Annotated in this window: 10 protein-coding genes; 7 read left to right on the top strand and 3 right to left on the bottom strand. The window is 62.4% G+C overall.

The window, feature by feature from the left end:
* Positions 1 to 8 precede the first annotated feature (8 nt).
* The 6 genes from hemA to CJO11_RS02225 all read left to right on the top strand — a co-directional run bounded on the left by hemA (position 9) and on the right by CJO11_RS02225 (position 6,659).
* Positions 9 to 1,229, top strand: coding sequence for a 5-aminolevulinate synthase (hemA, locus tag CJO11_RS02195; RefSeq protein ID WP_095011242.1), 1,221 nt, complete (start codon positions 9 to 11; stop codon positions 1,227 to 1,229).
* 39 nt (positions 1,230 to 1,268) lie between these two features.
* Positions 1,269 to 2,132, top strand: coding sequence for a TauD/TfdA dioxygenase family protein (locus CJO11_RS02200; RefSeq protein ID WP_095011243.1), 864 nt, complete (start codon positions 1,269 to 1,271; stop codon positions 2,130 to 2,132).
* Positions 2,133 to 2,255: 123 nt separating this feature from the next.
* Complete coding sequence (locus tag CJO11_RS02205; protein WP_240504525.1) at positions 2,256 to 4,436, top strand: EAL domain-containing protein; 2,181 nt, start codon at positions 2,256 to 2,258, stop codon at positions 4,434 to 4,436.
* Between the two features lie 38 nt (positions 4,437 to 4,474).
* On the top strand, positions 4,475 to 5,173 hold the full coding sequence (locus CJO11_RS02210) for a nitroreductase (protein WP_240504526.1): 699 nt from the start codon (positions 4,475 to 4,477) through the stop codon (positions 5,171 to 5,173).
* Between the two features lie 167 nt (positions 5,174 to 5,340).
* A complete protein-coding gene (locus CJO11_RS13255; protein WP_169829119.1) occupies positions 5,341 to 5,799 on the top strand; it encodes a hypothetical protein in 459 nt (152 codons plus the stop codon).
* A gap of 83 nt (positions 5,800 to 5,882) precedes the next feature.
* Entirely contained in the window at positions 5,883 to 6,659 is a 777-nt protein-coding gene (locus tag CJO11_RS02225) for a hypothetical protein (protein WP_169829120.1), read from the top strand.
* A 43-nt stretch (positions 6,660 to 6,702) separates the two neighbouring features.
* On the opposite strand, the gene CJO11_RS02230 is transcribed toward CJO11_RS02225, so the two are convergent.
* Entirely contained in the window at positions 6,703 to 7,908 is a 1,206-nt protein-coding gene (locus CJO11_RS02230; RefSeq protein WP_095011248.1) for a type III PLP-dependent enzyme domain-containing protein, read from the bottom strand.
* A gap of 245 nt (positions 7,909 to 8,153) precedes the next feature.
* Between CJO11_RS02230 and CJO11_RS02235 the strand changes: the two genes are divergently transcribed.
* Complete coding sequence (locus CJO11_RS02235; RefSeq protein ID WP_095011249.1) at positions 8,154 to 9,884, top strand: GGDEF domain-containing protein; 1,731 nt, start codon at positions 8,154 to 8,156, stop codon at positions 9,882 to 9,884.
* Positions 9,885 to 9,911: 27 nt separating this feature from the next.
* On the opposite strand, the gene CJO11_RS02240 is transcribed toward CJO11_RS02235, so the two are convergent.
* The gene (locus CJO11_RS02240) at positions 9,912 to 11,150 is read right to left on the bottom strand and encodes a serine hydrolase domain-containing protein (RefSeq protein WP_240504527.1); all 1,239 of its coding nucleotides are present in this window, start codon (positions 11,148 to 11,150) and stop codon (positions 9,912 to 9,914) included.
* Positions 11,151 to 11,185: 35 nt separating this feature from the next.
* Positions 11,186 to 12,361 carry a carboxynorspermidine decarboxylase gene (locus CJO11_RS02245; RefSeq protein WP_095011250.1) on the bottom strand — a complete coding sequence of 392 codons (1,176 nt, stop codon included), beginning with the start codon at positions 12,359 to 12,361 and terminating at the stop codon, positions 11,186 to 11,188.
* Between the last annotated feature and the right edge of the window lie 119 nt (positions 12,362 to 12,480).

Genomic DNA, 12,480 nt, shown 5'->3' on the forward strand with positions numbered 1-12,480 from the left:
ATGTGCCTGTGAATTACGACCAGATCTTCGACCAGGCGATCGATCGCCTCCATGCCGAAGGCCGCTATCGCGTTTTCATCGATATCCTGCGCAACAAGGGGGCGTTCCCCAACGCGCGGTGCTTCCACGGGCACAACGGCCCCAAGCCGGTCACCGTGTGGTGTTCCAACGACTATTTGGCGATGGGCCAGCATCCCAAGGTAATTGCCGCGATGGAAGAGGCGCTGCACGATGTCGGCGCCGGTTCGGGCGGCACCCGCAATATCGGCGGTAACACGCACTACCACGTGGACCTCGAGGCCGAGTTGGCAGACCTCCACGGCAAGGAAGGCGCGCTGCTGTTCACCAGCGGGTATGTCTCGAACGACGCGACGCTCTCGACGCTCGCCAAGCTGCTGCCGGGCTGCATCATCTTCTCCGACGAGCTCAACCACGCGAGCATGATTGCGGGCATTCGCAATTCGGGCTGCGAGAAGCGCGTATTCCGCCACAACGACGTCGAGCACCTAGAAGAGCTGCTCGCGGCCGAAGAACCGGACGTGCCGAAGCTGATCGCTTTCGAGAGCGTCTATTCGATGGACGGCGATGTCGCACCGATCCACGCGATTTGCGACCTCGCCGAGAAGTACAACGCGCTGACCTACATCGACGAAGTCCACGCCGTCGGCATGTATGGCAAGCACGGCGGCGGGATCTCCGAGCGTGACGAGGCGGCCCACCGGATCGACATCATCGAAGGCACGATGGGCAAGGCCTTTGGCGTGATGGGCGGCTATATCGCTGCCGACAAGAAGATCATCGACGTGATCCGCTCCTACGCCCCCGGGTTCATTTTCACCACTTCGCTCAGCCCGGTGCTGGTCGCAGGCGTGCTCGCCTCGGTCCGCCACCTCAAGCAGAGCAGCGAGGAACGCGACGGCCAGCAAGCCGCTGCCGCGCAGCTCAAGGCGATGATGCGTGCCGCCGGCCTGCCGGTGATGGACAGCGTGACCCACATCGTGCCGCTGATGGTCGGCGATCCGGTTCGCGCGAAGAAGATCAGCGATATCCTGCTTGCCGAATACGGCATGTACGTGCAGCCGATCAATTTCCCGACCGTACCCCGCGGTACCGAACGCCTGCGCTTCACGCCGGGGCCGGCGCATACCGAGGAAATGATGCAGGAACTGGTCGACGCCCTGGTCGAAGTTTGGGACCGGCTCGACCTGGAGTTGCGCGAGGCAGCGTAACGGCGCACAATCGCTCTCAAACATATTGGGAGACGATCGATGGCAACTGCCGCAAGCAAGGACGCTTCAAACCGTTTGGAGCTCGATATCCGTCCGCTCACGCCCGTGATCGGAGCGGAAATCCACGGCGTCGACCTCGCATCCCCCGGTATCACCGAGCAGGTTCCCGCGATCCGCGCGGCGCTGCTCGAATACGGAGTGGTATTCTTCCGCGACCAGACGCTCACGCAGGAGCAACACATCGCATTTGCGCGCCACTTCGGCGACCTGGAAATCCACCCGGCCACCCCGAGGAAGCAACCCAATCGCGAAGTGCTGCGGATCGTCCACGGCCCGGAAAGCCGCGGCAGCGAAAATGCCTGGCATTCGGATGTGACCTGGCGTGAAGAGCCGTCGCTAGGCTCGATACTGCTTGCTCGCGAAGTGCCGGATGTCGGCGGCGATACGCTGTTTGCCAACATGCACGCGGCTTACGAGCGGCTCAGCCCGGAAATGAAGCGCTGGTGCGAAGGGTTAACCGCAGTGCACGACATCGCGCGCGTGTTCGCCAAGCGCCTCGGCAAGAGCGTGGACGAACTCCACGAGCAGTACCCGCCGATGCGCCACCCGGTGATCCGCACGCATCCCGAGACCGGCAAGCGCGCAATCTACGTCAACACCGGGTTCACCAGCCATATCGAGGGCTTGGCAGATGCCGAGAGCCGCTGGTTGCTCGACCGGCTCTATGCCACCGCGTCGAACCCCGAAGTCCAGTGCCGCTTCCGTTGGCGAGAGGGGTCGATGGCATTCTGGGACAACCGGTTGACCCAGCATTTCGCTGCGAGCGATTATTACCCGGCCCGCCGGGCGATGGACCGGGTAACCATCGCCGGCGACCGGCCATTTTTCGATCCCGAAAACTGACCGGATCGCCGGATCCCGCTTTAGCGTAATATAAACCATTAGGTTGCAAGGTATTCCAAGGTCTGGCCGGGAAATCCGGTCGGTTGATCTCTGGACTGACTGGCGGAAGCTTTGCGCAATATTTTGAAAGGCCTATCGGGCACCCAGCCCACAACGGCGGACGGGCACGATCTCGTCAGCGACGGCCTGCGCCATGATGTGCTCGACGATTTCGAACAAACCGGCATCGCCTGGGTCTGGGCGAGCGATGCGGACAACGTGCTCAGCTATCTCTCCTCCGGTGCCGCCAAGGCGATCGATCTTCCGCTTTCGACCTTGCTCGGTCAGCCGATCAGTACATTGTTCGAGACCGACCCCGACGATCCGGACAATCGCGCGGGCCGCCCGCTGGGATTCCAGCTCAATTCACGCTCGAAATTGACCGACGTGGTTGTGCGCTGCGCACTGCCGGTTGCGAAGGCAGGTGGCAAACCGGTCTGGTTGTCGCTCTCGGCGCGACCGAAGATCGATTCTGCGGGCAAGTTCCACGGTTATCGCGGCCTCGCGAAGGACGTTTCGGTCGAATACCAGCGCAAGATCGAGGATTCACGCCTCGCCGAATTCGACTCGCTCACCGGCCTCTACAACCGCCACCGAATGAACCGGCGGCTGGATTCGATCCTCGCTGCGTATAAGTCGGCCAAGCGCAGCTGCGCGATCATGATGCTCGACCTCGACCGCTTCAAGCAGGTCAACGATACCATGGGCCACCCGGCAGGCGATTCCCTGCTGCAGCAGGTCGCCGAGCGGCTGCGCAACGTTATCGGTGAACGCGGCGAGATCGGCCGCCTCGGCGGCGACGAATTCCAGGTCATCTTACCCGATCTCGACGATCGCGGAAAACTCGGCGAATTGGCCGACAAGGTTATCCAGATCGTCTCCCAGCCCTACCCGATCGACGACAAGCGCGCGATCATCGGCACCTCGGTAGGCGTTGCAATCGCACCCTACGACGGGATCGAAAGCGACGACCTCGTTCGCGCGAGCGACCTCGCACTCTATTCCGCCAAGAACGGCGGACGCGGGCAGTTCCGGTTCTACTCGGCCGATCTCAAGGACGAGGAGCAGGAGCGCCAGTTGCTGCTCGACGACTTGCGCGAAGCGCTCGCGGCCGACGAACTCCAGCTGCACTACCAACCGGTCGTGCGGATCAAGGACAACCACGTCGTCGGCATGGAAGCGCTGATGCGCTGGGAGCACGAAGAACGCGGCTGGGTCAGCCCGGGCATGTTCATTCCCGTGGCCGAAGAATCGAGCCTTATCGGCGCGCTGGGCGAATGGGCGATCAACCAGGCGTGCAAGGACGCGATGGAGTGGCCAAGCAGCATTCGCGTCGCGGTCAACGTTTCGCCGCGCCAGTTCACTGCCAACGGGTTCGTCGACCAGGTGGCTGCGGCGATCGAGAACAGCGGCATCGATCCCGATCGGCTCGAACTCGAACTGACCGAAAGCGTGTTCCTCGGCGATAGCGAGCAAACCGAGAAAACGTTCGACGCACTTAAGAAGCTCGGCGTGCGGCTCGCGCTCGACGATTTCGGTACCGGCTATTCGTCGCTCAGCTATTTGCGCTCGGCTCCGTTCGACAAGCTCAAGGTCGACAAGAGCTTCGTCGACTCGTGTACCCTCAAGGACCAGAACAGCGCCAAGATCATCGCTGCGATCATCGGCCTGTCGAAGGCGCTCGGGATGGAAACGACCGTCGAAGGCGTGGAAGCGTTCGACCAGCTCGAAGTGGTCAAGTCCAAGGGTGCATCGCTGATCCAGGGCTGGCTCTATTCGAAAGCCTTGCCGCAAGCGATCGTGTTGCAGAATATTTCCGCCGGCGAATACCTGATAGAGCCGAGCGGGCCGGACAAGCACCGCCCCGACCGCCGTTCGATGTTCCGCCGCATCGGCCTGATTCACGAAGACCATCGCTACGAAGCGGTCATCCGCGACCTTTCAACCACCGGGGCCTTCATCGAAGGGCTGGTTGGGGTGCCGCTCGGCACGCCGCTGGTGCTCGACCTCGGCGGCGGACAGCTGGTCGTTTGCACGGTCATGCGGTCCGAGGACGCCCAGATTGGGGTCGAATTCGAAACCCCGCTGGTCAGCGATGGAGCGGGCGGCCTGTGCACCCGCCATCGGGTCAGCCCCTACGCGCTTGCCGCTGCCGGTATGCCGCTGGGCGCCCTCCCCAAGGGCAACTACCCGATGGAGCAATTGCAGCCGCCGCCCACCAGCAAGCCGCAATTCCTCCAGGTCCAGGTCGGCGGCGGAGCGTAGCACTTTACTTATACGTAAACCCGGCTAGCGTGCCGGTCATGCCAGACATCATGCAATCGCCGCCCTACGACGAAGTCGTGCTCGGCCGTCGCTCGATCCGCGGATACCTCGACAAGCCGGTCCCACGAGAGCTGATCGAAGAGATACTCGCGCTCGCCATCCGCGCGCCTTCGTCGATGAACACGCAGCCTTGGCATTTCCATGTGATCACCGGGGAACCGCTCGACCGGATCCGGCGCGGCAATACCGACCGGATCCTCGCGGGCGAGCCCGACAGTCGCGAATTCCGCCGCGGACAGCCGTTCGCCGGCGTGCACCGCGAGCGCCAAGTCGGCGTCGCCAAGCAGCTGTTCGGCGCGATGGGGATCGAACGCGACGACAAGGAGCGACGTCAGGACTGGGTCTTGCGCGGATTCCGCCAGTTCGACGCCCCGGTGTGCGTGATCGTGACTTACGACCGCGAATTGTCGGAAAGCGACGACACTCCGTTCGATTGCGGCGCGGTCACCACTGCCCTCGTCAACGCAGCGTGGAGCCGGGGCCTCGGCTGCGTGATCAACTCACAAGGCATCATGCAAAGCCCGGTTGTACGCGAACACGCCGGTATCCCCGAAGACCAGGTGATCATGAAGGCGGTAGCGCTCGGTTGGCCCGACGAGAGCTTCCCGGCCAATGCCGTCGTCAGCGAACGCAAGAGCGTGGACGAAGCCGCTCGGTTCGTGGGGTTCGAGGACTAGATTGCGCCCTTCCCCTTCGGCGTTCAACCTGTCGCACGGCTCTCTCGCCTCGTCTCGTAACCACGTCCATTGAGCGGAACTTAAGCCTGATAGAGGCGTAACTGTGCGAAGGCAGCGTCGTTGCGACACCGCCTTGCAGAGTTTTTCAAACCTTGAGGGTACGCAAGATGAAAAAGATAGTTCTGGCCGGATCGGCCTTGGTGTTGGGCCTGGCAAGCGTGGCATACGCGCAGGACGCGGGAAACCAGTCGAACGATCCGCCGACCGAACCGACCGCAAACGGTAACGGCGCGACGGTCACTCGCGAGGCCACGACCGAACAGGTGCCGGTGCTCGATGCCAACGGTGATCCAGTGCTCGATGCCAACGGCAACCCTGAATACGAGACCAAGACCACCGGCAGCGTGCAGACTGTGACGACACCAAGCGGCATCGTCCATACGATCACCAAGACCGATGGGGAGCATACGACGGTCGAGCACGATCGTTCGGGCATGACTCATCCCGACAAACCGGACAAAGCGGATGTGCCGGACAAGCCGGAAAAACCCGAGAAACCGGAAAAGCCCGAGAAGCCTGAAAAACCCGAAAAGCCCGAGAAGCCTGAAAAGCCGGAGCATCCCTGAGCGGGTTCGCAAATCGCCAGCAGCGCGGGTCGGGAATCGGCCCGCGCTGACGGCTTAAAATGGAAAGAAACAGGGACCGTCCAATGAGGAACAGCAGCAAGATCGCCATCGTAGTCGCGGCAGGCCTCGTCACTTTCGGAGCAACGCCGGCCTTGGCGCAAGACAGCTACATCCAGTTCAACACCGGAGCCGACTATTCGTCCGGGAGCTACGGCGACCCCACGAACACGGACTTTCTGGCGATCCCGATCGGCGTGAAATACAACACCAACAGCTTCTACCTGAAAGCTTCGATCTCGTACTTGTACGTCAAAGGGCCTTCCAACGTCATTCCCGGTGACGGCGGCGTGAATGGCGGAACGTCGGGCGCAGTGACTTCGCGCAGCGGCATCGGCGACATGTGGCTGACCGCCGGATATTCGATGCCGGTGGGCGGCTCCACTTGGTTCGATTTTGTCGGCAAGGCCAAGATCCCGACCGCTTCCGAAACCAAGTTCCTTGGCACCGGCAGCACCGATTTCGTGGCCCAGGGCCAACTGCTCCACAGCTTCGGCAATGTGAGCATCGCCGCGTACGGCGGGCGCCGGTTCAACGGCAAGAGCAACCTGTTCAATCTTCGCGATGTCTGGCTCGGCGGTGGCGGGGTCTATGTCAACTCGGGCAAATCGATGCTCGGGCTCGATTACGACTATCGCCAGGGAGCCACAGTAACTTCGCCGCCGATCAGCGAAGTCACCGGATCGCTCACCTACAAGGTATCCGACACGCTGCGCGTTCAGGGATACGGCTATACCGGGCTAGCCAACGGCAGCGCCGACATTGGTGGCGGGCTGCAATTGCTGCTTCGCTTCGGCCTGTAACCAACAGCGGTGGCGCGGAGTGCAATCCGCGGCGCCCTTTGCCTTAGCGCAAGCTGACGACGTTATCGCTCGCCCGCGGATCGACACGGTCTCCGCGATAGAGGCTGCTCATCGGCTCGTCCTCGACCACGTACTGGTCGGCGTTGCCGAACCCGTTGAACCCGGTCTTCATCGCTGCACCATAGGCACCGAGCATACCGATCTCGATATAGTCGCCCGCCTGGATGTCTTCCGGCAGCAGGAACGGCCCCTTCATGTAGTCGGCATCGTCGCAAGTCGGGCCGTAAAATGCAAACTCAGCGAGCGGCTGGGTAAGATCGTCCTCCAGCGCCACGACCGGGAACCGCCAGTCGACGTGCGCGGCGTCGAACAGCGCGCCGTAGGCACCGTCGTTGATGTAGAGCTCATCGCCGCGGCGCTTCTCGACCCGCACCACCAGCGAAGAATATTCGGCGCACAGCGCACGGCCCGGCTCGCACCATAGCTCGGCATTATAAGCGATCGGCAGGGCTTCGAAGTGCCGGAAGATCACCGCAAAGTAATCTTCGAGCGGCGGCGGCTCCATCCCCGGGTATTCACTCGGAAAACCCCCGCCCACGTCGACCACGTCGATCACCACGCCGGCTTCGGCGACGGCGGCACGCACGCGCTCGAGCGCCTGGACGTAGGCGAACGGGGTCATTGCCTGGCTACCGACGTGGAAGCACATCCCCAGCCAGTCGCAATACTGGCGGGTCTTCTGCAGCAACTCCGCCGCATCGGCGAGGTCGACACCAAATTTGGATGCAAGGCTCAGCTCGGAATATTCGCTCGACACACGCAAGCGAACCAGCAGGCGCAGGTCGCTCGGCGGAGTGCCGTCGGCCGAGGAGCAAGCAGAAACGATCTTCCCCAGCTCTTCTTCCGAATCGAGGCTGAAGGTCTTCACGCCATGCACGTTGTAGGCCTCGGCGATCGCTTTGGCGGTCTTCACCGGGTGCATGAAGCACAGCGTTGCATCGGGCAGCGTTGCACGCGCCAGGCGTACCTCGGCAATCGAAGCGACGTCGTAGTGGCTGATCCCGTTGGCCCACAGCACTTCGAGCAGCTCGGGCGAGGGATTGGCCTTCACCGCATAGAGCGACTTGCCCGGGAACTTCTCGGAAAAGAAGTGGGCAGCGCGCGCGGCGGCATGCGGGCGGTTGAGGATAACCGGTTCGTCCGGCGAAATATCGCGGACTACAGACCGGGCGTCAGGATAATGGTGCAACTCAAGGGACCCCCAAACGGTTAGTTTGAACGAGGCTGCCTTGCGGTTAGGAAGTCCCCTTGGGGCAGCGAAGCGCGCATATACGCGTGGAACGGTGAACCGCAAGTGAAAATGGCACACCCGCGACACAAGATTGCGCGGGGTGAATCGTTTCACAACCTCGACAGGCCACCCAACTTTGCGAACAAGCCGAAATGTCCGCAGGCGTTAAATATAATACAACACCCTGATGTTAGCTCACGAGTATGGGGAGACTGGGGTCGATCTTCGCAGCGTTCGCGCTTGTGCTGGGAATTGCCCTGTCATTCAGCGCGCCTGCAGCTGCCAACGAGCTCTACGATCGTTCCTGCCTGCTGACGACGCCAAACTCCATTTCATATGATCAAGCACGCGCGAGCGCCGCTTGGGATTGCAAGCCGGGCTTCAATGCGGCGCGAACCGGGCACAGTTGGCAGCAAGTCTCGCTCGACGGGATCCCGCCTGGAAAAATTGCGTTCGAGACTGCCGGGGGGCCGATCGAGCAGATGCGCATCGTCATGTTCGACAAGCGCGGCTTGCTGACGAAGATAGCGCTCGACGGGCACGAACTGGCGCGCGACTGGATGCCGGGCAATTCGATTGCCATACCGCTCCCTGTCGAAGGCAAGGATCTTGCCTCGCTCTACGTGGCTATCGATGGCGAGCCCAATGCGCTCCCCGTTACCGAAATTTCGCTTCGACCCGAGGCATTGGTGCAGAGCACGAAGGTCTCGCACAGCGTCCTCTATGCGATGGCATTCGCAGTCTTGCTGACGGTCGGGTTGTTCAGCGCGTTCATGGCCGTCGCGGTCGGGACGCGAACCACCGCCTATCACGCCATCTTTAGCTGCCTCGCTGCCCTCTACACGGCATCGTCCAGCTCGCTGATATTCCTGCTCCTGCCCGGCCTGACAATGTGGGAGCGGACCGCGATCAGCTATGCCTCACTGGGGTTTGCCGTGCCGATGCTCGGCCCGATCGTCATGACTTATTTCGAGCAGGAAATTTTTTCGAAAGCGGAACGGCGCGCGATGTGGATTGCCACCGGCGTCGCCGCACTCGGGGCGTTCGCATTACCGGCGTCTCGGATCGTCGAGTTCGACGCCAAGCTGGTGTACCACTTGCTGTTCATTCCCGGTGTGATTGTGCTGCTTTTTGCCCTCATCGCGGCGTGGCGCAGGGGTAGCCGGGTCATCGGAGGATTTCTCGTCGCCTGGTCGCTCCCGCTGGTCGCGGGAATAGAACGGATCCTTCGCGGAGCGGGGCTCTATTACCTGCCGAGTTCAGCTGACGCCTTTCTCTTCATTGGCCTCGCCGCGCAAGCATTCCTGATGGCGGCAGCGATCGCCACGCAGGCCGATGCGGTCCGCAGGGAACGCGATGATGCGCACGATCGCGCGCGCGAAATGCAAGGGGAAGCGCTGAGCGACCCGTTGACCGGTCTATACAACCGCCGCGATTTCGACGCTCGGCAATGGCGACGATCGGATATCCTCGCGATCATCGACATCGATCGATTCAAGCGCGTCAACGATACCTTCGGCCATGACGTGGGCGACGAAGTACTCAAGGCAATCGCTCGCGTCCTGAAGGGCAGCATCGATTCAGGCCGGATATTGCGGGCTTGGCGGCTTGGCGGAGAGGAATTCGCCGTAGCAATGACCGGTCTTTCGACAACCGACGCGGCCGTCTCGCTAAACGAACTTCGAACGCGAATTTCAGCCGAAATTCGCACAGCGGCCCCACAGATCAACTACGCCGTCACCGCCAGCGCCGGTCTTGCGGGGGTCGGCGAGGACGGGATGCGGCAGGCCTACCGCGCGGCGGACGCGGCGCTCTATCGTGCCAAGGCAAGCGGACGCGACCGGCTCAGCTACGAGATCGAGGAGCAGGAGTTTGCAACGATCTTCCCACGCCGACGCAATCCCGGAACGGACGCAGCCGCACAAGCGGCATAGTGCCAATGCGGCCTGGCGGCTCGGCAGCTAGCACTGGGCCAAGAGATGCTCGCCCAGCGCCTTCCAGAGCGGCAACGAGGTAGGGTCGTTGGCACCATTCGCGGCGGTCGGGTGCGAGCCGAACCGGGCGACGACCATTTCCGCAGCGGGATCGATCCACAGCGTCTGGCCGTGGATCCCGCGCGCGCAATAGCAACCGCGGTTGTCGTGGCTGACCCACCACTGGCTGCGGTAGCTCCAGCCCGGCAGTTGCGGATAGTGCGGCTTGTCGAAGCGATCAGGATCGCCACCCGCCGAAATCCGGTCGATCGCCGCAGTGGGGATCGCGCCCCTCCCGGCGAGGCGCATCGCTTCCCCGAACCGGGCGAGGTCTTCGAGCCGCAAGTTGAGTCCGCCGCCGGCGAAAGCACTCCCGGCCTCGTCGACCAGGAATTCGGCATCGCCGCCCATCCCGAGTGGTTGCCAGATCCGCTCCTCCAGCACTTGCGCCAGCGGCTTGCCTTCGGTGCGGGCCACGATCCATGCCAGCACGTCGGTGTTGACTGTGCGATAGGTAAATTTCGCGCCATGCGTGCCCGCTTTCCCGACGGTAGCTGCGAATGCGCACATGTCGCGCGGCCCATCGTAGCCTTGAGGGCGCGGGGTAATGCCCAGCGCGTTCGACAATCCGCCGATACCCGAAGTCGGATCGGTGTAGTCTTCGGAAAAATCGATTCCCGTCGTCATGTCCATCACTTGCCGCACGGTGGCGTCGGCAAATCCGCTGCCTTGCAATTCGGGTATAATCGCACCCACCAATGCGTCGGGATCAAGCTTTGCTTCCTCGATCAGCATCTCGGCGAGCACCCCGACGAAACTCTTGGTCATCGAAAAGGCGATGTGGCGCGTTTCGGGGCCGGTCACACCGAGCCAGCGCTCGTAAACGACATTGCCCCGGTGCAGCAGGATGATGCCGTCGGTAAAATTGGCCACAAGCGCCTCGGCGAAGGTGATCGGGGCATCGCCGCCCAGCGGTGTAAAGCTGACCTGCTCGATATCGTCCCGTAACGCGCGCGGCAGCGGCGCGTGCACAGCGCCCGCTCCTACCCGCACCGTTGGCAAGAACTGGCGCAAGTTCGAATAGGACCAGCGGATCATCGGGAACCGCATATGGCCCGCATCGCCGTAGAGAATCCGCTTTTCAGGCGGGACAGGCGTGCCTTGCATCCACCCCATCCGCACCGGATCGCTGGTGATCCCGTCGAGCACTTGTGCGTCGTCTGCCAAGTCGAATCCTCTCGTAGTTGAGCGCCTGACCGAAGCTAGCTCAGCCGATTGCGGAAGTCTTCGTATTCAAAGCTCTTTACCATCTCGAGCTGGTCGGTCTCGCTGTCCCACAGCCAGATGCTCGGCAGTTGAACGCCGTTGAAGGTGTTGGTCTTGACCATCGAATAGTGTGCCTGGTCGAGGAACGCGATGCGCTGCCCCGGCTCAGCGGGAACCGGCAGCGAATAGTCGCCGATCACGTCGCCCGCGAGGCACGATGGGCCGCCGAGGCGGATCGGCTGCCCCTCCCCAACCTGCTCGTGCAGCATAGCGGGGCGATAGGGCGCCTCGATCACGTCTGGCATATGGCACGTTGCGGAGATGTCGGTGATCGCGAACGGCACTTCGTTGACCCCGGTATCGAGGATCGTACCGACGAGGATTCCCGCATCGAGCGCAACCGCCTCGCCAGGTTCGAGATAGATTTCCGCGCCGCTGTCTTCCTTGGCATCGCGCAGGAATTCGACCAGCTCCTCGCGCTGGTAGTCGGCGCGGGTGATGTGGTGCCCGCCGCCCATATTGATCCATTTGAGGTGCCCGAACCACGGCTCGATCGCATCGAACACCTTGTCCCACGTCTGCTGGAGCGGTTCCAAGTCCTGCTCACACAGGTTGTGGAAGTGGATCCCGTCGACCTGTTCCATGATCTCCGGCGTCAACTGGTCGAGCGGGAAGCCTAGGCGACTGCCGGGGCTGGAGGGATCGTAACGCGGCACTTCGCCGGTCGGCACCTGCGGGTTTACCCTCAAGCCGATGTCGAACCCGCCGCCGCTCGCCCGTGCATTCTCAAGGATCAACGCCGCGCGTTCGAGCTGGCTGGGTGAATTGAAGATCACGTGATCCGACAGGCGGCAGATTTCGTCGAGCTCATCGGGCTTGTAGGCCGCCGAATAGGTCGCGATCTCGCCGTCGTAGAACTCGCTCGCCAGCCGCGCTTCCCACAAGCCGGAGGTGCACACCCCGTCGAGGTATTCGCCGATGATCGGCGCGACCGACCACATCGAGAAAGCCTTGAGTGCGGCGAGCACCTTGATGTCCGCAGCGTCTCGGATATCGGCCAGCACCTGGCAATTGGCGCGCAGCTTCGCCGCGTCGACCACGAACGCAGGGCTATCGACCAGGTTGAGGTCGAACTGTGCAAACGCCCCCGGATCTCCTGCGCGCGTTTCCATTATTGGTCCACACTCCGCGAACATCGGACCAAGGTCTTTGGCTGCTCCCCATCCAGAGTCACAAGCATCCGGTCTTCACCGAGGCCTTCCAATGTTCCCGAAGGACCGCCCTGCAATGA

It is taken from the genome of Tsuneonella mangrovi, assembly GCF_002269345.1.
GTDB lineage: Bacteria > Pseudomonadota > Alphaproteobacteria > Sphingomonadales > Sphingomonadaceae > Tsuneonella > Tsuneonella mangrovi.

Excerpts from the sequence above, each read along its gene's own strand:
- CJO11_RS02200 (WP_095011243.1), top strand. The coding sequence starts at position 1,269 with ATGGCAACTGCCGCAAGCAAGGACGCTTCAAACCGTTTGGAGCTCGAT.
- CJO11_RS02210 (WP_240504526.1), top strand. The coding sequence starts at position 4,475 with ATGCCAGACATCATGCAATCGCCGCCCTACGACGAAGTCGTGCTCGGC.
- CJO11_RS13255 (WP_169829119.1), top strand. The coding sequence starts at position 5,341 with ATGAAAAAGATAGTTCTGGCCGGATCGGCCTTGGTGTTGGGCCTGGCA.
- CJO11_RS02225 (WP_169829120.1), top strand. The coding sequence starts at position 5,883 with ATGAGGAACAGCAGCAAGATCGCCATCGTAGTCGCGGCAGGCCTCGTC.
- CJO11_RS02235 (WP_095011249.1), top strand. The coding sequence starts at position 8,154 with ATGGGGAGACTGGGGTCGATCTTCGCAGCGTTCGCGCTTGTGCTGGGA.
- CJO11_RS02245 (WP_095011250.1), bottom strand. The coding sequence starts at position 12,361 with ATGGAAACGCGCGCAGGAGATCCGGGGGCGTTTGCACAGTTCGACCTC.